23 protein-coding genes and 1 riboswitch are annotated in these 22105 nt (G+C 35.3%); of the genes, 2 read left to right on the forward strand and 21 right to left on the reverse strand.

The window, feature by feature from the left end; genetic code table 11:
- Positions 1-363 precede the first annotated feature (363 nt).
- Both MOC86_RS08005 and MOC86_RS08010 read right to left on the reverse strand, forming a co-directional pair.
- Positions 364-1671, reverse strand: coding sequence for an LLM class flavin-dependent oxidoreductase (locus MOC86_RS08005; protein WP_268583646.1), 1308 nt, complete (start codon positions 1669-1671; stop codon positions 364-366).
- A gap of 82 nt (positions 1672-1753) precedes the next feature.
- Positions 1754-2506 carry a 3-oxoacyl-ACP reductase gene (locus MOC86_RS08010; protein WP_268583648.1) on the reverse strand — a complete coding sequence of 251 codons (753 nt, stop codon included), beginning with the start codon at positions 2504-2506 and terminating at the stop codon, positions 1754-1756.
- Between the two features lie 147 nt (positions 2507-2653).
- Positions 2654-2754: riboswitch (TPP riboswitch) on the reverse strand.
- Between the two features lie 401 nt (positions 2755-3155).
- Between MOC86_RS08010 and MOC86_RS08015 the strand changes: the two genes are divergently transcribed.
- Positions 3156-3617: a VOC family protein gene (locus tag MOC86_RS08015; protein ID WP_151588093.1), complete on the forward strand. Its 462-nt coding sequence runs from the start codon at positions 3156-3158 to the stop codon at positions 3615-3617.
- Positions 3618-4111: 494 nt separating this feature from the next.
- On the opposite strand, the gene MOC86_RS08020 is transcribed toward MOC86_RS08015, so the two are convergent.
- The 15 genes from MOC86_RS08020 to MOC86_RS08085 all read right to left on the reverse strand — a co-directional run bounded on the left by MOC86_RS08020 (position 4112) and on the right by MOC86_RS08085 (position 18338).
- A complete protein-coding gene (locus MOC86_RS08020; protein WP_268583650.1) occupies positions 4112-4579 on the reverse strand; it encodes a GNAT family N-acetyltransferase in 468 nt (155 codons plus the stop codon).
- A 235-nt stretch (positions 4580-4814) separates the two neighbouring features.
- Positions 4815-5354, reverse strand: a complete 540-nt coding sequence (locus tag MOC86_RS08025) for a GNAT family N-acetyltransferase (protein ID WP_268583651.1) — start codon at positions 5352-5354, stop codon at positions 4815-4817.
- A gap of 86 nt (positions 5355-5440) precedes the next feature.
- Positions 5441-5644, reverse strand: a complete 204-nt coding sequence (locus tag MOC86_RS27460; protein WP_419146615.1) for a GNAT family N-acetyltransferase — start codon at positions 5642-5644, stop codon at positions 5441-5443.
- The gene (locus tag MOC86_RS08030; RefSeq protein WP_268583652.1) at positions 5599-5907 is read right to left on the reverse strand and encodes a hypothetical protein; all 309 of its coding nucleotides are present in this window, start codon (positions 5905-5907) and stop codon (positions 5599-5601) included. Before MOC86_RS08030 ends, MOC86_RS27460 begins: the two co-directional genes overlap by 46 nt.
- A gap of 54 nt (positions 5908-5961) precedes the next feature.
- Positions 5962-6435: a GNAT family N-acetyltransferase gene (locus tag MOC86_RS08035; protein WP_268583653.1), complete on the reverse strand. Its 474-nt coding sequence runs from the start codon at positions 6433-6435 to the stop codon at positions 5962-5964.
- Between the two features lie 403 nt (positions 6436-6838).
- Complete coding sequence (locus tag MOC86_RS08040) at positions 6839-7201, reverse strand: SH3 domain-containing protein (protein ID WP_268583654.1); 363 nt, start codon at positions 7199-7201, stop codon at positions 6839-6841.
- A 42-nt stretch (positions 7202-7243) separates the two neighbouring features.
- Complete coding sequence (locus MOC86_RS08045; protein ID WP_268583655.1) at positions 7244-8020, reverse strand: peptidoglycan DD-metalloendopeptidase family protein; 777 nt, start codon at positions 8018-8020, stop codon at positions 7244-7246.
- A gap of 1016 nt (positions 8021-9036) precedes the next feature.
- Positions 9037-10413, reverse strand: a complete 1377-nt coding sequence (locus MOC86_RS08050; protein WP_268583656.1) for an ABC transporter substrate-binding protein — start codon at positions 10411-10413, stop codon at positions 9037-9039.
- A gap of 20 nt (positions 10414-10433) precedes the next feature.
- Entirely contained in the window at positions 10434-11252 is an 819-nt protein-coding gene (locus tag MOC86_RS08055) for a carbohydrate ABC transporter permease (protein WP_268583658.1), read from the reverse strand.
- A complete protein-coding gene (locus tag MOC86_RS08060) occupies positions 11249-12172 on the reverse strand; it encodes a carbohydrate ABC transporter permease (RefSeq protein ID WP_268583660.1) in 924 nt (307 codons plus the stop codon). The genes MOC86_RS08055 and MOC86_RS08060 overlap by 4 nt, the downstream gene beginning before the upstream one ends.
- A complete protein-coding gene (locus tag MOC86_RS08065; protein WP_268583661.1) occupies positions 12172-13242 on the reverse strand; it encodes an ABC transporter ATP-binding protein in 1071 nt (356 codons plus the stop codon). The genes MOC86_RS08060 and MOC86_RS08065 overlap by 1 nt, the downstream gene beginning before the upstream one ends.
- A gap of 255 nt (positions 13243-13497) precedes the next feature.
- Positions 13498-15114: an MFS transporter gene (locus MOC86_RS08070; RefSeq protein ID WP_268583663.1), complete on the reverse strand. Its 1617-nt coding sequence runs from the start codon at positions 15112-15114 to the stop codon at positions 13498-13500.
- A 2-nt stretch (positions 15115-15116) separates the two neighbouring features.
- The gene (locus MOC86_RS08075; protein ID WP_268583665.1) at positions 15117-15731 is read right to left on the reverse strand and encodes a PadR family transcriptional regulator; all 615 of its coding nucleotides are present in this window, start codon (positions 15729-15731) and stop codon (positions 15117-15119) included.
- A 40-nt stretch (positions 15732-15771) separates the two neighbouring features.
- Entirely contained in the window at positions 15772-16539 is a 768-nt protein-coding gene (locus MOC86_RS08080; protein ID WP_268583666.1) for a hypothetical protein, read from the reverse strand.
- A gap of 275 nt (positions 16540-16814) precedes the next feature.
- On the reverse strand, positions 16815-18338 hold the full coding sequence (locus MOC86_RS08085) for a 3-hydroxybutyrate oligomer hydrolase family protein (RefSeq protein ID WP_268583667.1): 1524 nt from the start codon (positions 18336-18338) through the stop codon (positions 16815-16817).
- Between the two features lie 219 nt (positions 18339-18557).
- Here MOC86_RS08085 and MOC86_RS08090 point away from each other — a divergent pair, with 219 nt between their 5' ends.
- Complete coding sequence (locus MOC86_RS08090) at positions 18558-19037, forward strand: hypothetical protein (protein ID WP_268583668.1); 480 nt, start codon at positions 18558-18560, stop codon at positions 19035-19037.
- Between the two features lie 30 nt (positions 19038-19067).
- On the opposite strand, the gene MOC86_RS08095 is transcribed toward MOC86_RS08090, so the two are convergent.
- The 4 genes from MOC86_RS08095 to MOC86_RS08110 are packed head-to-tail and all read right to left on the reverse strand — an operon-like array spanning position 19068 to position 22076.
- A complete protein-coding gene (locus MOC86_RS08095; protein WP_243519190.1) occupies positions 19068-19502 on the reverse strand; it encodes a MarR family winged helix-turn-helix transcriptional regulator in 435 nt (144 codons plus the stop codon).
- Between the two features lie 23 nt (positions 19503-19525).
- Positions 19526-19888 (reverse strand): hypothetical protein, encoded by a 363-nt coding sequence (locus MOC86_RS08100; RefSeq protein ID WP_268583669.1) that lies wholly within the window; start codon positions 19886-19888, stop codon positions 19526-19528.
- 8 nt (positions 19889-19896) lie between these two features.
- A complete protein-coding gene (locus MOC86_RS08105; RefSeq protein WP_124048959.1) occupies positions 19897-20430 on the reverse strand; it encodes an NAD(P)H-dependent oxidoreductase in 534 nt (177 codons plus the stop codon).
- A gap of 32 nt (positions 20431-20462) precedes the next feature.
- A complete protein-coding gene (locus MOC86_RS08110) occupies positions 20463-22076 on the reverse strand; it encodes a DHA2 family efflux MFS transporter permease subunit (RefSeq protein ID WP_268583670.1) in 1614 nt (537 codons plus the stop codon).
- Between the last annotated feature and the right edge of the window lie 29 nt (positions 22077-22105).

The raw sequence follows: 22105 nt of genomic DNA on the forward strand, positions 1-22105 counted from the left end.
TCTTGTCGCACCATAAAACATGTTCGCGGAAGTAAAAAAGTGCAAACCCGTTCAGTAACAACGAGTTTGCGCTTTTTCTTTTCATTTATATAGACTTTTACGGAAGTACAAAACCATTTATACTTACTTTTCCTCTTTACTAATTTTTGTATAACTAATCATTCATTTTAATGAAAAGTAACTATTTACTTTTTATGGTACATTAATTATAAATAAGGATTTAGCAAGTAATAAATAAAACAATTGTTAAAATGATAATGCATTAATAAAATAGTTATTTAACTTACGAGAAGATTCTCAAGTTTTTATACTAATACCAACATCTTATCTCTTCAACTAGTACAGTCATTTTATAATAATTTATTATGTTAATCCTAAATGTTCACGGAAGGTATGACCTTCATATTTCTTTCTGAAAATACCTCTTTTTTGCATTTCAGGAACAATTAGTTCAACAAAGTCTTCTAAACTACCGGGTAATGTAGGAGGCATAAGATTAAATCCGTCAGCCACACCAGCTTCAAACCAGACTTCCATCTGATCCACAATTTCGTCGGGTGTACCTATCAGCGTGTGATGTCCACCGCCTGCATTAAGATATCCTAATAATTCTCTTACTGTAGGTTGTGTATCATTAATAATTTCTAGTATCGTTTCGTAACGTCCAACTGGACCCGTAAATTCTTCTACTGGAGGTAATTGAGGTACTTCTTTATCAATTTCCCAATTAGAACAGTCTTGTTGAATAAAGAAACTCAACTGTTTTAAAGCTGTTTCAAGAGGTAATTGCTCATCTAATGCTGCTTTTTTGGCTAAAGCTTCTTCATGAGTATGACCTACATAGGTTACTAAGCCTGGAAATACTTTAATATGTCTATTGCTGTCTTCGCTTTGTTTAACTTGTTCATCTAATTTTTTGCGAAATTTTTTTGCTTGCTTTAAGTTCCACGACACTGAATAGACTGCATCGGCATATTTTGCGGCTAATGCAATGCCTTGTTTAGATGCTCCTGCTTGCATTGATACTGGTTTACCTTGCGGACTTTTTGGCGTAGTGGATGGGCCATACACTTTAAAATAGGTACCATCGTGATTAAAAGGCTGAATGTTTGAAGGATTTATCAATTTTCCTTCTTCTCGATGATGTAGAAACTCATTACTGTCCCATGAAAGAAATAACTTATTCATTAAAGCAGCGAATTCATCTGCCTTCTCATAGCGTTTGTCATGAGAAGGTAGTTTTTCCATACTATGATTTAACGCCTCTAAATCAGTCATTGACGTAACGAGATTCCAACCAACACGTCCTTTCGTAATATGGTCTAAACTTAATAGTTGTCGTGAAGCTGTAAAAGGATTAGAAAAAGTACTTGAAATTGTTGAAACTAATCCCACATGATTTGTCACTTGAGAAATAGCAGTTAAATTGACTACTGGATCAAACCAAAATGCTGGCATATCACTAGAATGTTTACCTGGAAATGATTGATTATCAGCAAAGAATACTGCGTCAAAGTAACCTTTTTCTGCTAATTGTGATAAATATTGGTAATAGGAAATATCTCCAATACGTTCAACGCTTGAGTCAGGCATTAACCAAGCAGCTTGATGGTGGCCACAACCATACAACAAAACACCTAAGTGTAGTTGTTTTTCTTTAGTTTTTGTCATTTATTCACACCTCAAAATACATCATTATTAATTGTCTTGTATACTCCTTTTTTTGAAGGATTATCTATGGTAATTTAAGCTATTAGTTCATTGTCAAACCGCCATCTACTGTGAAATTTTGACCTGTAATACCGTTCGCATTTTCCGAAGATAAATAAGCGACCATATTGGCTACATCTTGAGGTGTGGTCACCTTCTTCAATGGCGTTGATTGAGCAATTAAATCGAACACTTCTGGTGTTGTAACAGCACTGGCGTCAGTCTTTTTTAATAATCCACCTGAAACTACATTCGCTTTTATACCATATAGTCCTAATTCAGAAGCGATATTACGTGTAAAACCTATTAATCCAGCTTTAGCTGTTGTATATTCGTGGTAGGGTACAACAGGATTTTGATATAAATTAGTACCTATACTTATAATACTTCCATTTTGTCGTTCAATAAATTGAGGTATGACGCTTTGAACTACATTAAATGCTGCTTTTAAAGTACCATCTAGTTGTTTTTGATAATCATCCCAAGTGAGTTCTGTGAAGGTTTTCTGTTTGTTTGGATCAAATTTGAAGTCTACTAATGCATTGTTGACTACAACATCTATTTGACCAAAATATTCCGTTGCTTTTTCTATCAATTTATCTACTTCTTTACGATTTGTTACATCAGCCTGAATTGCAATAGCATTCTCTTCACCAATCTCAGAAACAAGCTTCTCAGCAGCATCTTTGCTTTTATAGTAATTAATAACCACTTGAAATCCTTGTTGTGCCAATGTTTTTACAATAGTTGCTCCTAAACCTCTACTACTACCTGTTACTAATACTGTTCTAGTCATCATAACAACTCCTATATTTTTAATTTTGATGAAACTTAAATAATAAAATGATAGATAAAATAAAAAATACGCAACCTTCCCATAGGAAAATTGCGTAAAAACAAATAATTACATATTAAGAATAAGGCACAATCGCTCTTTAAGTATGTATTAGAGTTTACACTTTCCTACGCTAGTTTCAGCTAGTTCAGGTTCAAAGGGTTTGAGTTAATACTCATCTCAGTTAAATAACACCCCTAGTGCATATATTTAAGTTATATTCAATGTTATAGTTTTAAGAAATTTATGTCAAGGAAATATGGCTAGTTAAAGTATTTCTATAACTTTGTTATTCTAAAATTAACATTACTGAATTTTTGATTCAATTCTAGTTTATATAAAACATGTTCCATGTAGTAAAAAAGCGCAAAACTGTTTAACAACAACAAGTTTACATTTATTTCTATTATGAACAGGCATAATGGTCATATCCATTAATTACCTTTCTACTCCATAAAAAGTGAATACAAACAGATAGTTCACAAAGTGAACGTCCATAAAAGTGTACTTTTACGGACTTTTTTGTATATAAACAATTATTAAAAGGTCTGAATTTTAAGTGAAAAAATTGGAATGTTTTGTATAATGTAGTCAGGGAGGGATGAAAGGAATGATTGAAGGATTATATGAAGCACATTTGCCCGTGAGCAATTTAAAACGTTCTATAGAATTTTATAAAGGACTTGGTCTAGAATTTTCACATAGTCATGAAGATAGGTTGGCATTTTTGTGGATTGAAAAGAATAAAAGTTGGTTAGGACTTTGGGAAACAGATAAAGTAGAACTAGAATATCATCCTTCCATAAGGCACATTGCTTTTCAAGTTTCTTTAGATGGTTTAAGACACTCTGTTTCATGGTTAAATGAAAGAGGATATACACCTAGGGAAGCATTTGGTTTCGAACCTTTTGAGCCATTCGTTATGGCACACAGTGGTATGGCTCATGCTAAAATTCATTTTAATGATCCGGATGGAAATAGCCTAGAATTTATTTGTAAGATGGATAATCCTAAGAATATTACAAAACGAATGTACTTAAGTGAATGGGAACAATTAAACCAAGATAATTAATCCTTCTCAAGGAGGCATATAAAACAAAGGATAGTGAAAGGGCTTGAATTTTGCATTCAGTAGTGGCGTTCTATAAAATCATAAGATAAATGCAAAATCCAAGCCTTTATCTATATATTTTCAAGGTAACAACTACTATATACTTGTGGAATCTTCACCTACATTTTCCACAACTCCCCTTGTCGCTGTTTACTTCTCTTTCAGGTAAAGAGACATCCTTTTATACTGTTTTCATGTTTTCTTTTGAAATGGAAACTGCCCTCACACATACCACAAATCTCCTTGTCGTACCTTTAGTAAAAATCCTATTTATAAAACATATATGTATATGAATCTACAAAACTGTCCCTCTAACTAAACAAGGCCATCCCTTAATAAGAGATGGCCTTGTTTAACTTTATAGAAAAAGCTCAGTCATTATGTAATACCTTAATTAACAAATGTATTTATTATTTAAGCTTTACTTTAGAAATCCCTTTAGTACTTTAGAAGTTCTATAACTTGATTTCATAATTAATCCAAGTATTATTAGTATTTACCCCACCTTTCTTATTATATAAGGATTGAGCTGTTTTATTATCAGAAGCTGTCTTCCAGTTCATAACAGCATAATTATTATTCTGAGAATAAGCTAACGCAAATTCAAATAACTTCTCTCCTAATCCTTTTCCCCTATAGTCTTCTCTTATAAATAAGTCATTCAGGATAGAAATTTTCTTAACTTTAGTGGTACTGAAAGTGAAATAGAGAGTAGCAAAGCCTAAAAACTCGTTTTCTCTCTCAATTACAAATTGCTTTCCTAAACTTGGCTCTTTAATTAAAGAATTAATATGATTAAATAATTCTTCATCAGATGGATTTGGACATTTGTAGAAATCCACAATATAGGATCTAACTAACGGTATTAATTTTTTAATATCTGCAGCATTAATAGGTCTTATGTGTGAGTTAGTATGATTCATAGATATCCCTTTCTTTTGACAATTTCCGAACTTAACATTCTATATTTTTAAAAATACCCATATTAATACTATAATACCAATATACTGGTGGTCAATCTCTTTTATGGTTAAAAAAGGAATTTATTTCTCCATTTATGAAGAAAGTCTTTAAACAATTAAATCAGCTAAACATTCCTCTTATTTTATTGAAAGTACATGCCTTCCACTTATTAAAAGAGAGGTTAAAGTATTTATCTCAGTCTTTTGGATTAATGATAGCTAAAACTTGATGGTCTTTCCATTCTCCATTTATTTTAAGGTTTCTTTTAGCGATGCCTTCTTTATGGAACCCTGCTTTTTCTAATACCCGTATAGAACCAATATTATGAGGCTGTACCCCAGCTTCTATACGATGCAATTTCAATTCATCAAATGCATATTTTACAATCAGTTTTGTAGCCTCAGTAGTAAATCCCTTACCATTATATTTTTTGTCTAAAAAATATCCAATAACAGCACTTTGAGATGAACCTCGAATAATATGAAAAAGATTGATTGTTCCTACTAGCCTGTTCTCGTCATTTTCGAAAATCCCAAAATAATAGTCCTGATCTTGTTTTACATGTTCGGCAGCCTTTTTGATTCTTTCTAATTGTCCTTCGATTGTATAGAAGTGACCACTACGAGTCATTGCAAATTGCTCGAAAAAATCACGATTTTCTGTTTGTAATTTCAACATGGCTTGAGCATCATCAGTTCTAAATGTTCGTATATGTATATTTTCTCCTTTAATCATATATTTCTCCTTTTCAGTCTTTACATAAGCTAAATTGATTTTAAATAGTATTTAGTTCGCATAATACGCATTACCGAATGAAGAATTTATCGTGTAGAGGTTAGTTTTTTTTGCATATTAACCCCAACTATATTAAATCCAATTCTTTCATATAGCTTAAAAGCTCCAGTATTATGGCCAAATACATGTAAACTAAACGATTTAATTCCTTGTTCAATCAATAATTCTTCTACAAGCTGTATAGCTAATGTACCATTCCCTTGGCTTCTAAATTGCTCTTCAATATATATTTTGCTTGTTTCGTTTCATCACTAATCTTGATCCATATGTAACCGATGAATTTATTATCTTGAATTACATTAAATAATAAATGACCGGGAGTATTGTTTCCTTTTGGTAAAAGACTTTTTAACTTTTGTTCAGCAGTTTCCAATGCTTGCTGTTCACCTATTTTTGTATTTTCAGCTATACTTTCCGCATATCTTGGTACCTTATTATGTATGTAGAAATCAAATTCCTCTTGGCTCATTCTCTGTAGCTTTATTGTATCCACTAGCTTTCCCCTTCCATTTCAACATTTCTTAATTTTCAAACAACACACGTTGAATTAAGCCAAATACTTTACAAATAGAACTCGATCCTGATTAACCCCATCATAGTTAGCATGTACGGATACATTATCAAATTCCTTATCCCCTTGCTCAATTTTAAATCCCATTTTAGTATGATAAGCAATGGACCCTTTATTAATAGGAGATGTTATACAACGAATAGTATCACGGCCATGTTGTCTAATAACATCAAAAAAATAGTTATATAATTGCCTTCCAATCTCTTTTCCTCTATATTCTGGATGTACTCCAACAAAATGGATGTATGCTTCATTCAAATGGGATTGAGATAAGAATCCAATTAAAAAGCCTATAATCTTGCCTTCTTCTTCAGCGATAAAGCTTGTGTTTTTAAAATGATCAAAAAATAGCTTTGGCAACATACTAGACATTTGTCTTCCATTCCACCAATCATTAATTAAAGGAGATATTATATAGTAATCTGACTCTTTCACTAAACGAATTTTCATTCTAACCTCTCCCTGGTTTATTTGTAAATTCACTTAAATTAATGTTATCACAGGAAAAAAGTGTTATGTTAATAATACTCTGTCTAACTGATGAATTCTAAAATAAAAAGTGGATAGGATATACAAAACTAGTTACCATAATGTTGATTATCGGATATAAGCCCTTCAGGGAATTTTTAAATTGGGTATGCATATGAGTCTATCAAACTGGACAAACTATTAATGCATTCCCCCTATCCATATAAATGAGAAAGTCCTTTGCTGCCCATGAGCAAAGGACTCTTTTTAATACGGGCTCCTGTTCTCTGAGGGTATCATGGAGGACAGGAGCTTTATTTCAAGTACTAATCGTTCTCTACTCAGTACATTTTAATTAGGGGATTATTTCCTATTAGGATTTTTATTAAGGCCAGTCGCACCGAATTCCTACCGGTCCATCCGATCCGGTATAGACATATGTGTCGGAAATATATCCTATGTTTACTACTCCACGTGAATCTTTCCACTGTATTTGATCCCAAATGTTGCTCGTTCCATACTTCCCAGTTACAGTCGTGCCATAAGAGTAGCAATAGTAAGGAACCTTTGAACCACTAGGAATAGAAAGCATAATAGGATAATTAGTCCCTGGGCCACTACGCATATTTATAGGAACACCACTGTTAGTAGAAATCGTGTAATACTGTACTGCAAACGTGTTACTAGAAAAAAAGAACAATGATGCTATCATAATGGATAGCATACTCATCATTTTTAGTTTCTTCATCCTAATCCCTCTCTCTTCTAAAATATTGGATGTCTACTTTTTTTACTTACACGTAGGAGCGACTTGTCCATCTGAACCGGTATAGACATAAGTATCAGATATATAACCATTTCCAATGTAATTCCATAAATCGCTTGTTCCATATTTTCCTGTAACGGTTTCCCCACGTTTCTGACAAGTAATGGTTACAGTCTGTCCATCTGAAACTGACCCGACAATTCCATAATTAGTCCCTGGGCCAGAACGAACATTAATTGAAACCCCTGAATCTGTATGAACGGTTCCCGTTACACCACTAGAAGAACAGGAATTTTTGCTGGTATAGTTCTTTGTTCCATAGTAGGTAATTTGAGAACCATTAAATATGATTTTTTGCGCTGTACCATTATACCGTTCTTCAAAATGAAGGTGAGCCCCCGTAACATTCCCTGTAGCCCCAACGGTTCCAACCTGCTGTCCTTGAGAGATACTTTGTCCACTAGATACATTGAAAGAATTCAAGTGTGCATATAATGTAGACCATCCACTCCCATGATCAATAACAACATATTTTCCATAACTTGAATTTCCAAGATCTCTTACCGTAACAACCTTACCTGAAGCAGAGGCGACGACTTTATCTCCCTCATCATTTGCCCGGTTAAAGTCAACAGAGTTCTGGGGACTATGGTTAGTACGTGTCTGTCCTTCCCAGGTTTGCCCACATGGAAAGGGCATCTGAAAAGAAGGTGTAGCTGCAAATGCTTGACTTGACGTAAAAAGTCCTGATCCTAGAAAAAGAATAGCCACTAGTATCATCTTAAAACTAAATGATTTCATTATTTCTCCTCCCTTATGTATAATAAATATTGTCAATTATTTAAAAATTTAAAATAATTGACAATTACCATTATTACACAAATAACAGTTAATTTGTACATTAATTGGATATTTTACACAAAAATGTTTAAAAATTTATATAATGTTTAATTACAGTTAATATAAAACATGTTCTAGGTAGAAAAAAGGCGCCAACCTGTTTAATAACAACAAGTTGGCGCTTTTTTTATATTATAAACGAGCATAATTCCCATATCCATTAATTACCTTTTCACTCCATAAAAACCGAACATAAACAGATAGTTCGTAAAATGAACGTCCATAAAAGTTTACTTTTACAAACTCCTTAGTTTTAAGAGAAATACATTCTGTTTAATGTCTGTTTAAGTCTACAATCAATTACGAACGTTCTCTAAAAGATATATCCTTTAACGAACATTTTCAATGAAAGGATGAAGAAGAAATAAAAAAAGCCGCTCTTGATTAGAAGAATGACTTTGGCATAGATGCATAAAATCAGTCAAAACATCCCGTTCGTAGAAAAACTTGTCCTTGCTATCATATACTGTTCTTTTTCCTATCTTCATATTATTTAAAAAAACAGAACAAAAGTTATGTAATGAAATAAATCAAATCATGGGTTTTGAATTAGCCGTCGGTTAATTCATCTCCCCTTCTTCAGTTTTTTTAAGAGTCATCTCATCTTTAACTTCTAAGAAAGTTTTAAAAAATTCCTTTTTTTAGTAATATTTCAGCTTAAATTCGCCATGAAGCACTGCAAAGGCGTGAACGACCATACTCTTTTCGCCTTGCCTTAAGGACAAAATCCGTTTATAATCTTTAGTTCTTTCACTTTCTCTGCTTCTCGTTGAAAAAGTTCTGATACAGACAATTTACTTATTTCCGTTTTAGCCGACTTCTTTTTAGATAATTCAATATTAAAAATAACAAGATAAAAGATTTAACCATACAAAAGGATAAAGAAGCCGGTCTTATAAGGCCGACTTCTTTATCCTTTATTTTTGAGCTGTACGATTTGAAAGCTTCATTGCTCTCTCGGTTGCTTCTGCTGCTTCTTTAAGAGCTTGTTTCGGATCTTTTCCTTCATACATCGATTCTAAAGCTTTAACAATGGCTTCACGAGACTCTGGTAATACTGTAATAAGAGCTCCTTGCGTTGCAGGAGATTTCTTTGTTGATTGAAGTTGTTCAACGGTTACTTGAAGCTGTGGATATTTTTTATACTGCTCTTTCACAAGCTCTTCTTCATAAGCATCTGGATTGATTGATGAATATCCTGTTCCTGTATGCCATTTTGCTTGTACTTCTTTTGTAGCAAGATACTTCATAAAGTCCCAAGCTCCTTGCTGTGTTTCATCACTTACCATATTTGTCATCCATAGAGATGCTCCTCCGATAATAACACCTTCTGGATCTACTTCATCAGGATGAGGAATATAAGCAACACCAACGTTAAAGTCTGCTGTATCAATGGTATTCCGAACACCTGCTGACGAATCTAAATACATCGCAACCTGCTTTGACTGAAAGGCTGCTCGAATATCGTCCCAGTTTGTACCATAGTTTCCAAGAGAGCCTTCTTTATTCATATCATTTAATAAATTAAAAATGCGCTCCCCTTCTTTTCCTTGGAATTTTGCTTTTTCTGCTGTACCCTCGCGACCGTTTTCTTGATCAACGTAAAGTCCACCTTGCGTTGCGAGAAGTTCCTCGAAGAACCATCCATAGTTAAGCATTGAAAACCCGTATTGCTTTGTGGAATTTCCTTCTTTCTTTGTTAAAGCTTTTGCTGCTTTTTTCAATTCTGAATATGTACGCGGCGCTTTTTCAGGATCTAATCCAGCTTCTTTGAATGCGTCTTTGTTATAAATTAAAACAGGTGTAGACGAGTTAAAAGGCATTGAATACATTTTATCGTCCACTGTATAATAGTTGGTGATTGCTTCTTCTAGCTGAGACGTGTCGTAATTATCTTTATCCATCCACTCTTGCACAGGGGTAATCTTCCCGCTGTCAATCATATATTTCGTTGTAATTTCACTTGATTGGACAAGAGCAGGAGCAGTCTTCGATGTTTTTGTACTTCTAAACTTTGTTAAAGATTCTTCATATGTGCCTTGAAATTCTGCTTTAATCTCATATTTATCTTGTGATTCGTTATAATCTTGTACAATATCATCTAATACTTTTTGGGTATCCCCGCCCATAGCATGCCAAAACCTAACAACCGTTTTATCTCCTTCTTTTTCAACAGGAGCTACCTCTTTTTTTTCACTTGCATTTCCACTACTACTATTAGAGGAACAGGCCGCTAAGCTCATAGCCATAAACCCAGCCGCTAACACGGCCGTACCTTTTTTCAAAAACATCATAATTTTCACCTTTCCTTCCCTTATTTAATGGCTCCTTTTGCTAACCCTTGCTGTAGCTGTTTTTGTCCTAAAAACAAAAGTATTAACGTTGGAATTACAATAATCGTAGCCCCTGCCATAACACCTCCCCAATCTGTTGCAACTTCTTGAGAACGAAGCTGCTTCATTCCAATTTGAACCGTTCTTGCACTATCATCGCTTGTGACAAGAAGTGGCCAAAGGTACATATTCCATGTTGTAAGAAAACTATATACACCAAGCGTAATAAAACTTGTTTTACAGTAAGGCACAACAACTCTCGTTAAAAAACCAAAGTGTCCCAATCCTTCAATCAAAGATGCCTCCCGAAGTTCATACGGAACAGTAAGAAAATGCTGCCTTAATAAAAAGATGCCAAAAGCTGTTGCGAAAAAAGGAATAGTTAAACCAGCATAAGAGTTCGTCCACCCAAGACCTTGAACCATAAGGAAATTCGGAATCATTGTAGCTTCCCACGGAATGAGCATTGTAGAAATAAAAATAAAGAATAGTACATTTCTTCCTTTAAACTGCAAAAAAGCAAATGTATAAGCTGCTAGACTTGATAAAACAAGCTGACCGATCATCACAACTGATGAAACAATAAAACTATTTTTTAAGTAATGAAGAAGAGGCATTTGTTCAAAAGCACTTCCATAGTTAGAAAATGTAAAATCTGATGGCCACAATTTTCTCGCTCTTACATCTCCCTCACTCATAAAGCTCACAGAAATAGCATAGAAGATTGGAAAGAAGGTAACGAGAGCGCTAATAATTAATAGTGTATAAAAAATAAATCTCTTGCTCCTTTTCTCTCTCATTGATAATGCACCTTTCGTTCAGCAAATTTGAACTGCAAAATGGTAAGAATGAAGATGAAAACAAAAAGTACGATGGCCTGTGCACTTGCTGTTCCAAAGTGATAGTTAACAAAGGCTTCCTTATAAATGGAGTAGACAAGTAAGTTTGTCGCATCATTTGGCCCTCCTCCTGTTAAAATATCAATTTGCCCAAAGCTTTGAAATGCGTTAATAAGCGTAACGGTTGTAATGAAAAAGAGCGTCGGGGAAAGGGATGGAAGAGTAATGCGCCATAGTCTAGTAAAATACCCAGCCCCATCAATAGCTGCACTTTCATATAATGTTTGATCAATATTTTGCAGACCACCCAGTAAAATCAAAAACGAAAACCCAAGGTTCATCCATATTGTTGTGATAGACACAGACAAAAGCGCCCAATCTGGATTGATAAGCCACTGAACAACAGGTAAGTTTAGTGAATGTAATACGTTGTTAAAAAAGCCAACGCTTGGATGAAATAAAAACAGCCAAATAACAGCACTTGCCGCTGCTGATATGCCCATTGTAGAGGAGAAAATTACTCTAAAAAAACCAATCCCTTTTAGTTTTTCATTTGAAAGAAGTGCAAGAAAAAGAGCTGCTACAATGCTTGTTGGCACAGTATAGAGCACAAATAGGAAAGTAGCTTTCAAACTCTCATAGAAGACGGGGTCTTGAAATAAAAACAGATAATTTTCCATTCCTACAAAAACGCTTTGTTCTCCTGTTATATCTGTAATATGAAAGCTATAGTAGACGGTTCTTACAAGCGGATAAAAAAGGAAAACAGAAAACAGCAAAATAGAGGGAGCAAGAAAAAGGAGCCCTACTTTTAAATCAGATTTTCTCACTGACACCTTGTTAGACTTTGGTTCTTGATTTACATTTCTAGCAATTTCCATTACACGCCCACCATTTCCTTCATTTCTTGTATAAGAATGCGTTCTGAAGTTTCTACATCAAAGTAATAAAGTTTATCTAAAGGGAAACCAAGTTTTATCTTGTCCCCTTTTCCTAACATCACTTGAGAAGAAACTTTTGCTTTCCAAACGGACTCTCCCATATAGAAATTAATAATTGATTCGTAACCTAATACTTCAACAGAATGAATAGTAACTTCTTGCCCATTCTCATCTAGTTGAATATGTTCAGGGCGAATTCCTACTTTTACTCCCCCTCTCTTATTACTGTAAAAAGGAATATGGAAATCTCCTATTTCTACTCCGTTATCTATAAAAGTTCCTTTTCCGATATTCATGGAGGGTGATCCAATGAAAGAAGCAACAAATTCATTTTCAGGCTCATTATAAATACAAAGTGGAGTTCCAATTTGCTGAACTTCCCCATTGTTTAGAACCATGATTCTATCTCCCATTGTCATTGCTTCAATTTGATCATGTGTAACGTAAATCATTGTAATACCAAGCCGCTGCTGAATTTCCCTAATTTCAATTCTCATTTGCCCCCTAAGCTTAGCATCAAGGTTAGAAAGTGGTTCATCCATAAGGCAAATAGGCGTTTGGCTTACGATAGCTCGAGCTAAGGCAACACGCTGACGCTGTCCACCTGAAAGCTGTCCTGGCTTTACCTTTAAGTATTCTGTTAATCCAACCATTTCTGCAGCCTCTTTCAGTCTTTTTTCTCGCTCATCCTTTTTAATTTTTCGGACTTTGAGGCCAAAAACAATATTCTCCCCTACAGTTAAATGAGGATAAAGAGCATAATTCTGAAATACCATTGCAAGATGACGATCTTTAGGTGGCAAAAAGTTTGCATACTCTCCTTTTATATACATGCTTCCATCTGTAATGTCTTCAAGACCCGCTAACATGCGAAGAAGCGTACTCTTTCCACAACCTGATGGACCGACAAGAACGAAAAATTCTCCTTTTTCAATTGTTGCAGAAACAGCATTTACTGCCCTCTTCTGTGAGTTAGCATACACTTTTGAAATTTCATTTAATGTAATCAACTTACATCCTCCTCTAACTTCTATTCCAACCGTTCCAACAACTAGCCGAACAGTGCTCGTCACAATATTTTACTTTTTAAAAAACGAAATTAGTAAAAAGAGGTATTTTTAGCTAACTTCTACCAGAATCCTTCTATGGTCTTTACTATATCGTTGATATATTAAGCTAGTTTTAATAGATGTTGTAGATTTTGTTAAAGGAAGAAGAAAAAAGAGAAAGAAAAAAACCTCCTCTGTTTTCAAAGGAGGGTTCTATTATCGGATTCTTCTTTTGATAAGGAGAAAGCGTAAAGAAAGACCAAGAAAAGCACAGAGGAAAAGAAAAGGAAACGCCGTTCTATATAAATTACCGAAGCTTTCTCCCATTTTATATTTTGCTTCTTTAGAAACATCAGTAACATAATTTTGTAGCTCCCTTTTAACCTCAAGAGCTTCTTGAACATTTTCTTTTTCATTTTGATTCCTAAACTTACTATGTATGGAACTTTTAATAAGTTCTTCTTGCGTCATCTCGTTGTTTTCATCTATTACGTTGCTTGTTAAATTTAGCAATTCTTCTTTATTTTGAATCAAGTTTGATTTTTCAAGTACCCCTTGTGCATAATTTACAACTTCCTGTTTTTCGGTGTTCATTTGTGCTGTTAAAGAACCAACAAAGATAGCTACAGCAAGAACAGTCCCAACACCGCGAAGCATCGAGAAGACACTTTGCGAAGAATCTAACAGCTCTCCTTCAAAATTAGAAGTACTTGCAATCGTAGAAGTCGCAATAAGAAAACTAAATCCTACTCCAAGTAGAATACACAACGTTACAATTTGTTGTGATGTACTTTCAACAGTCAGTTTTGATAGTAAATAATATGCAACCCCCATCATACAAAAACCAATGACAACAGGAATAATAAATCCTATTTTTTTCACCATAAGAGCTACAAATTGAGAAAAAAGAAAGATAGCTGCTGAAACAGGTGTTACAAGAAAAGCTGCTTCAAGCTCGCTTTTCCCTTGAAAGCGTGTCAGAAACTGAGGTAAAAGAACCATAACACCTACTAAAAAAAGGTAACCTGTTGAAGCTGTAAAAATCGAACCGAGAAAAAGTCGATCTTTAAAAAGTGAGAAATCAATCATTGGGCTTTTCACTCTCTTTTCTATGAAAATAAAGAAAATGAAAGATAGAAAACTTAAGATATAACAGCTCCACCCATAGCCGCTGTTCCAGCCCCACTCATTTCCTTTAATGAGCACGAGGGTCACAGAAAATAAAAAAACGGTCGAAAAAAGAAGGCCACCACCATCCATTTTTGCTTTTACTTTCTCTTCATTCTTCATATTTAGAAAACGTAGACATGTGAGCACTCCTATTAAACAGAGAGGCATATTTATGTAAAAAACCCAGTGCCAGCTTAGTAATTCTGTAATAGCTCCTCCTATTGAAGGGCCAAGAGCTGTGGAAAGGCCTTGCGTAGCTCCTAGCATCGTTAACGCAAAAGCACGTTTTGTATTAGGAAGAGCACTTATACTAATAACAAGACTTAAAGGAATAAGAGCAGCGGCTCCTAAGCTTTGAACAAAGCGAGAAAAAATTAAAAATGTACCGCTTGAGGAAAATCCGCATAGTAAGGAACCAAGTCCAAATAAAAGTAGCCCTCCTATATATACTTTGTTCTTCCCCACCATTGTGGCATAGCGAGTAAGCGGAATAGCTAATACAGCAATTGTCATCGTATAGATATTCAACATCCATGAGCTTTGTTCAAGCGTTGTGCCTAAATCATTTTGAATGGCTGGCAGCGCAATGTTCATAATAGTAGAATCTAACATGCATAAAAACATTCCAATACACATGATGAATACAATTCGTTTTTCTTTCATCTCTATTCCTCTTTTTCTAAAGAAGCTAGTTCCTTGTTAATCCACTCTAACGTAAATAGTGCTTCATCAATTCCGTAGAGAAGCGTAATTTTTCGATAACGATCCATTTTAGGATATTTCTCATTCAAACTTGTTAGATGTTCAGCTTGTCTGCTCGCTCTCTGTTTTTCTACTAATAGCCACTCTATTAGCTTTTCCTTGCTCGTATTCCTTCCAAAAAAGATGCGAATAAGCAAATCTGAACGAATAAGCGTTGGATGAAGCGGACTTTCTATATAACGTAAAAACTCTTCTCTTCCTTGTTCAGTTATCACAAATAGGTTTTTATTAGGCTTTCCATCTTGTTGAATAATTTGTTTGTAAATAAGCTGTTCTTTTTCAAGTCGCTTGAGTGCTGGATAGATAGCCCCAAAGGAAGCATCAAAAAAATAGGAAACAGAGTTTTCTATCTTCCCTTTTAAATCATAGCCGCTCATTGGCTCCTCCAGTAAAAATCCTAGTATAACATGTTTAATATTCATCAACAGTTCCCCTTTCATATTAACAATATTAATATTAACATCGTTAATATGATAGTCAATCACTTTATACAAAAAAAGGAATGATTTTAAAATCATTCCTTTTTCTTCTTCTTTATAAATCTCTTTTTATTAGCTTTTAATGGACAGGGTCTGATTCATCATATGTGACATATTTGTAGAGTTGTTCTCTTAGCACATCTTTCCCAAATGCTTGTTCATATTCAAAAAGAGCATTTTGCAAACGGGCTTCTGCAATAAGCTTCCGTGTATCTGTGTTTGACAATTTAGCAATAATATTTTCAACAACGTCACGCATAAGAGCTGTTCTTGTAACACCTTTTTGGGCGATGTTTTCAACAAATTCATCAAGCTTTTCAATTGCTTTCCTATCAACACCTATTCTCATTTGTTCTAGTTCTTTTGGTTTATCAAGAAGGTGTTTCACATCACTTGGCTTGTAGTCCTCAAGGATAAATCGCTCAATAACGGCATTTCGATTGCGAAAAGATACGAACTGCTCCAGCACTTCTTTTGTCCCTTTTTTAAAATAAAAGTTGAGTGGGCGCACAGCTCTTTCTTTTGGAGGGATGGTGCTGTTTTTCTTTAAGTTTGTGATAAGTTGGGATAAAATATGTCTCATAAGAGAAGATCTATTTGCAATATAACCGTTTTTTCGAACATGTTTTACAAGTTCATTTAGTCTTATATTTGTAGGTTCATCAAATAAAAATTTCTCAAGTTTTAATCCTTTCTTATCTCCTTCATTAATAATGCTAAGCTGCTCTGGCAGTTGATATTCATGTAAAATATAATTCCGCAAAATTTTAGACTGCATAGACGAATCAACAAGTGATTTATACGTTCCTGCTTGTCTAGGCAACAGCGAAAAGGATACTTGTTTCATAAACACCTCTCCTTTCTCATCATAATATTTAGTTGCTAAATCATTTTATACCACTTGAACACTATAATCTTGTAAAAATAAATCTCCTAGCATATGCTGGAGTATTTTTGAAACCTTCTGTAATAAGGTTTACTTTTATTGTATCGTATTTCAAACTTTTTTGAAAGTTTCAGCTCCCATCTTGCCTTATTAAGGATATATACTTTCATCAATCTACCACAAAACACAAACAGCCTTGCTTTTATCAAAACAAGACTGTTTGCTCTCAGCTTTATTTACATAGAAGGATCTTTTTCTTTACCTGTTACAATATCTCTTACATGAAGAGGGTTTGTAGGTGCTTGAATTGTGCCGCTTGATGGTGGCGGCGTCCCTTTCTCTACCCAATTAACTAATAAATCAAATGACTGATGGGCATAAGGTAGAAGTGGCTGAAGCTTCTTTTTTGAATCAGCACTTGGATCCCAAACAAGGCTATCAACGTGATTGCCATTTTCAATCGTATAAAGGCGGTGTATATGGTCCTTTTTATTTTTCTTTATGAGCTTTTCATACGGCTCTGCATGAATGCTTGGTGGAATGAGAGCATCAAGCGATCCAGCTATGCTAATAAGAGGCGCTTGGATGTTTCCTGTATTCTCAATCTGGGCCACGTTCTTTCTTACTTGTTTAGGACGCTTGAAGTAGTTATAGTTTTTAAAAATATGGTCATTTGAGCGATCACGTACACCGTTTATGATTGTTAAATAATCTTCCCAAGCTAATTTTTTTGGAGCGTTAGGATCGAATTCATCTCGGTATATATTTAGCGTAACAAACCAGTACGCTAAATCATGGTAAGGCCAGAGTTCTTCAGATCCTTTTGGTAATCCTGCTTTATACATTCTTTTTATTGCTTTTTGCTTTTCCTTTCCTTCTCCATATAGAGCAGGCTCAGCATTGTTTACAACGTCTGTAAGAGAAGTAATTAAATTATCGTTGTTACTTTGCCAAAGAACACCTTCCCAATCTACCCCACCATCATATAAAGGTGGCTCTCCACTGTATTTTACTCCATCATGCTCAAGGGCATAGCGAACAACATAGCCACTGTTAGAAATTCCAATAGCATATGTTGGAACTTTATGGTCTTTTGTAATAAGCTTACTTGCGCTATTTGATTTATCTCCTTTTTTAATCAGAGATGAAGCATGATTGTTCACCAAATAGGTTTGTGCAGCTTTTGTTACCTGCCGAAATCGCTCGTTCCATTCTTTTATGCTATCTTCCTCTGAAGCAAGCGCATTTTTCACTTTGCCAAGAGCATCATTAGGATCAATCTCCCCCTGTGTTCCTTTATCTGTTACTGCATAAGCGTATCCTTTTCCTAACATATAGTCGCTAAACAACAAATCTGTACTTGTTTCATTTCGTGTAGCTGGCGAAGCAGAAACAACCAGTTTTCCATTCCATTTGTCTGGCACCCGAATGATAAATTTTGAATCGTCAAAGTTCCCCCTTATTTCCCTTCCCGTTATCTGTTGGGGCTTATAGTAGTTATACCATCCCGTATTGTCTGTTTTGCTTCCCCATTTATAAGGAATTAAGCTTTCGTTTCCAAAAAGTGCAGCCTTTTGATACTGCTCACTATTTACTGTTGTAAGAAACCTTCCTTCTTTCCCATCAAATACAGTAACTTCTACACCATGAGCCCCTTTCACAACAGGCGAGAATGCTCCCTCTGTTTTCTTTTCTCCTCCTACCGTAACAAAGCTTAAAGCTAAAAGAGCTATTCCCCATTTTAAAAGCTTTTTTTTCACTGTACTCCTCCTTTTCGAGAAAACGCTTTCTACCACCTTACGTACCTTTTATATTCTTGTTCTTTCTGTAAAGTCCTGCTCTTTTTGTCCTATGAAAAAAAGCTTAAAAAACGAAAAAAAGGGAAAAAGAACAAGACAAAAAAACTAGTAAAAACAAGGTACTTTTCTTTTTGTTTTTCACATATATTTAATAAACCATGCAAGAAAGGAGTTTTTGTATTGCTTGAGGTTATTAGCGCTCTGTATAGTTTCCTTACTTTTATTCCTTTTGCCTTCTGTCTTTCTCTTTTACTCACAGTTGGAGTCTTTCTTCAAAAGAAACGCGGCTATAATATAAAGAAAGAAAGCTTTATCTTAAACAGCGTAGGTGGTTTTCTCCTTTTTTATATCGGCCTTTTACTAGTTAATCTTCAAGCAACAGGGCAGTATAGTGGAATTTCTGGGAGCTACCTTTGTCTTATTGCAAGCATTACGATCGTTTTGTTAATTTTGTCTCCTATGCATATTAAAGCATATTCTATCTCAATCGCTTCTTGTGCGCTAATCTCTTTTATATTCTCATTCAGCTTGACCTTTCTTCCCGCTACCCTCCTTCTAATAGGGAGTTCTCTTCCCTTTATAAAAGGTGAAATTCTAAGAAGAATAGAAGAACCCGATGAAGAAAAAAGCGCAGAACCTATAAAGGAAGTATCTATATAAAAAAACGCGCGCCAACAGGCACGCGTTTTTTTAAGCGACAGGGATATTCTTCTCTAATTTGCCGAGCAAATCCACCAACGTTTCTTGCTCTTTTGGCGCTAGAACAGAGAAATAGGCTGTCAGCATTTCTAAATGCTTACCTTTTACTTCTCGCACAAGCGCACGTCCTTTTGTAGCAAGTTCTACTTTAACCATGCGGCGATCTTTCTTATCATGATAGCGATGCACAAGTTCTTGTTCACTAAGACGATCCACAATAAGAGTTGCAGCGCTTGGCTTAATATTAAGCTCTGTAACAAGTTCTTTCACATAAAGAGAACGCTCACAGTCAAGTAAAAACAACGTTTGAAACTGAAGGGGCGTGATGTTATAAGGATGAAGATTATGCTTAGCCGATAACCTGATTTTCTTTGTAATACTCATCATCGTTTTGTGGGCTTTATTAATCGTTTCTCCGTTAGCCATCCTGTCTCATCCCTTCTCCATCGCTATTCATTATCTTTTTTATTCATAGATTTGAGTGCTTGTCGAAAAGCATCGTCGTTCATTTCACTAGATGATGATGAAGACTCTGGTTTCTTTTCTTTATCGCTCATGTTCTTTAGCGCTTGGCGGTACGCATTATCGTTCATTTCGTTTGAATCTCTTTTTACAGCTCTTGGCTCTTCACGTTTTTCAACAGCAGGCTCTTCACGTTTCTTCGTTTCTGTTGGTTGTTGGGTATTTTCTTCGGAAGGCTGTGTTTTCACTGCTTTTTTCTCGTTCGAACGAGAAAGACTTCTAATATTCACAGAAACAATAAGTGCAATAAGTACAACAGCAATAACCGCAATGATTATAATTGTTAACATATAATCACCTACAGTTGCTGACCTTTGAATTTAGCTGTTACTCCTGCAACACGTTTTCCTAGTGCCATTCCTAGCTGTTTATCCTCTTCAGAAAGAAGACCATTGCTTTCAACAGGACAAGTAATGCCTACGCCGTAGTAAGAACCGTAAAGGGCATTTTCTGGTATATTTCCAGTAAGACCTGTAATAATCATACCTTGATGAAGCATTGGCGTAATTAAATTAAGCATTGTAGCTTCAAGTCCACCGTGTGTTGTAGCTGTTGTGCAAAATACAGCCCCAACTTTATTAATTAATTTCCCTTCTGCCCAAAGATATCCAAGCTTATCGATCCAAGCTTTTAAGCCTGAACTGATTGTTCCAAAGTGCCCTGGACATCCCCAGATAATTGCGTCCATCTCTGGAAGCTCTCTTACATTTGCTTCATGAACAGAGCGGAGAAAAACTTCTCCACCTTGTACCATACGAGCTCCTTCAGCAATTGATTTTGCAAGCTCTTCAGTATGTCCGCCTTCGCTATCATAAACAATACAAATCTTCATAACCATTTCTCCCCCTTTTTCCCTTTAAATTATTAAGAAGTTTTCGGAGCTGGAAGCATTTTTGTTTCTTCTTGTACAGGTTCAATTGCTTCTTTTGTCTGTGGATCTTTACGAACATCACGTAAGAAAAAGCTTAAAATCAAACCAATAACAGCAATTCCTGTTGCCCAGAAGAAAGCATCGTTAATGCCCATTACAGTAGCGTGCTCACTTGCGTTAGCATACACTTGCTTCACAGCTGTTTGCTGTGCTTGTTCCATTGGCACATGCATAGCTGAAGCAATTTTGACTGTTAGCTCATGAAAGCTTTGCATAAAACCAGTGTTTGATGTATTCATATTCTCAGTTAAAGCACCTAAATGGAACGTTGTGCGGTTTGTAAAAATCGTTGTGACAAGACTAATTCCAATTGATCCACTAACTTGACGTAGCGTATTTGACATTGATGAACCATGGTTGTTCAGACGAGATGGCAACTGGTTTAAACCTGCTGTCATAATTGGCATCATAAGAAGCGACATCCCAAATGAACGGAACATATACACAGTTAGTAGATGTGCATATGACGTTGTTAATGTTAGTTGTGTAAACTGGAACGTTGTAACAACAGTAATAATCATTCCAACGATACCAAGCGGTCTTGGCCCAATCTTATCAAATAGAATACCAGAAATCGGCGACATAATAAGCATAATAATCGCTCCTGGTAGTAGTAATAAACCTGAATCAAGCGGTGTATACCCGCGAATATTCTGCAAGTAAATTGGTAGTAAATACATACCTGCAAAAAGGCTAATTGTAAGTGCAATGTTAATAATGCTTGATAGTGTGAAAATATTAAATTTAAATACGCGCATATCTAGCATTGGATGTGGTGAACGCAATTGTTGGATTGCAAACACCGCAAGTAGGATAACTCCAATAATCATTGTTGAAAGGACAATAGGATCTGTCCATCCATCTTGACCTGCTTCACTAAATCCGTAAAGAAGAAGTGCCATACCTAACAAAGAAGTTGTCGCACCAAAAACATCAACCTTAATGTTTTTCCCTTCTTGAATATCTTTTAATTTAAAGAAAGCAAAAACAAATACGATTACACCTAATGGAACCATTCCTTCAAACAAAAGGTGCCAATCATAATTTTCTACAACCCAACCTGATAAAGTTGGTCCAATAGCCGGTGCGAACATCATCGCAAGACCAAAGATCCCCATTCCTTTCCCGCGCATTTCTGGTGGGAAAATCTGAACAATAATTGCCATAACAAGTGGTGCAAGTACACCACCACCAATGGCTTGAATTAAGCGGCCAACAAGCATAATTGGGAACGTTGTTGCAATCCCACAAATAAGCGATCCAAGCGTAAATACAAACATCGCAAATAGGAATAGCTTACGAACTCCAAAACGTTCAATTAAGAAAGCAGATAGTGGAATAAGTGCTCCGTTGACGAGCATATAACCTGTTAAAAGCCACTGTGCACTGCTTGCTGTTACGCCAAATTCATTAATTAAATGGGGTAAGGCTACATTTAATAGCGTTTGGTTCAAAATAGCTAGGAACAAACCAAGCATAACAATGGCTAGAAGCATGCCTTGACCAGAGTTTTTTGAACCTGAGTTTCCATTAACAGATGAAGCCATTAAATTTCCTCCTTTCCCTTTTCAAAAAT

The organism is Priestia endophytica, assembly GCF_026790145.1.
Lineage (GTDB): Bacteria > Bacillota > Bacilli > Bacillales > Bacillaceae_H > Bacillus_I > Bacillus_I endophytica_A.

Bases quoted from the DNA above. Each gene is read 5' to 3' on its own strand.
- MOC86_RS08005 (WP_268583646.1), bottom strand. From the start codon at position 1,671: ATGACAAAAACTAAAGAAAAACAACTACACTTAGGTGTTTTGTTGTAT.
- MOC86_RS08010 (WP_268583648.1), bottom strand. From the start codon at position 2,506: ATGACTAGAACAGTATTAGTAACAGGTAGTAGTAGAGGTTTAGGAGCA.
- MOC86_RS08015 (WP_151588093.1), top strand. From the start codon at position 3,156: ATGATTGAAGGATTATATGAAGCACATTTGCCCGTGAGCAATTTAAAA.
- MOC86_RS08020 (WP_268583650.1), bottom strand. From the start codon at position 4,579: ATGAATCATACTAACTCACACATAAGACCTATTAATGCTGCAGATATT.
- MOC86_RS08025 (WP_268583651.1), bottom strand. From the start codon at position 5,354: ATGATTAAAGGAGAAAATATACATATACGAACATTTAGAACTGATGAT.
- MOC86_RS08035 (WP_268583653.1), bottom strand. From the start codon at position 6,435: ATGAAAATTCGTTTAGTGAAAGAGTCAGATTACTATATAATATCTCCT.
- MOC86_RS08040 (WP_268583654.1), bottom strand. From the start codon at position 7,201: ATGAAGAAACTAAAAATGATGAGTATGCTATCCATTATGATAGCATCA.
- MOC86_RS08045 (WP_268583655.1), bottom strand. From the start codon at position 8,020: ATGAAATCATTTAGTTTTAAGATGATACTAGTGGCTATTCTTTTTCTA.
- MOC86_RS08050 (WP_268583656.1), bottom strand. From the start codon at position 10,413: ATGATGTTTTTGAAAAAAGGTACGGCCGTGTTAGCGGCTGGGTTTATG.
- MOC86_RS08055 (WP_268583658.1), bottom strand. From the start codon at position 11,252: ATGAGAGAGAAAAGGAGCAAGAGATTTATTTTTTATACACTATTAATT.
- MOC86_RS08060 (WP_268583660.1), bottom strand. From the start codon at position 12,172: ATGGAAATTGCTAGAAATGTAAATCAAGAACCAAAGTCTAACAAGGTG.
- MOC86_RS08070 (WP_268583663.1), bottom strand. From the start codon at position 15,114: ATGAAAGAAAAACGAATTGTATTCATCATGTGTATTGGAATGTTTTTA.
- MOC86_RS08075 (WP_268583665.1), bottom strand. From the start codon at position 15,731: ATGATTTTAAAATCATTCCTTTTTTTGTATAAAGTGATTGACTATCAT.
- MOC86_RS08080 (WP_268583666.1), bottom strand. From the start codon at position 16,539: ATGAAACAAGTATCCTTTTCGCTGTTGCCTAGACAAGCAGGAACGTAT.
- MOC86_RS08095 (WP_243519190.1), bottom strand. From the start codon at position 19,502: ATGGCTAACGGAGAAACGATTAATAAAGCCCACAAAACGATGATGAGT.
- MOC86_RS08100 (WP_268583669.1), bottom strand. From the start codon at position 19,888: ATGTTAACAATTATAATCATTGCGGTTATTGCTGTTGTACTTATTGCA.
- MOC86_RS08105 (WP_124048959.1), bottom strand. From the start codon at position 20,430: ATGAAGATTTGTATTGTTTATGATAGCGAAGGCGGACATACTGAAGAG.
- MOC86_RS08110 (WP_268583670.1), bottom strand. From the start codon at position 22,076: ATGGCTTCATCTGTTAATGGAAACTCAGGTTCAAAAAACTCTGGTCAA.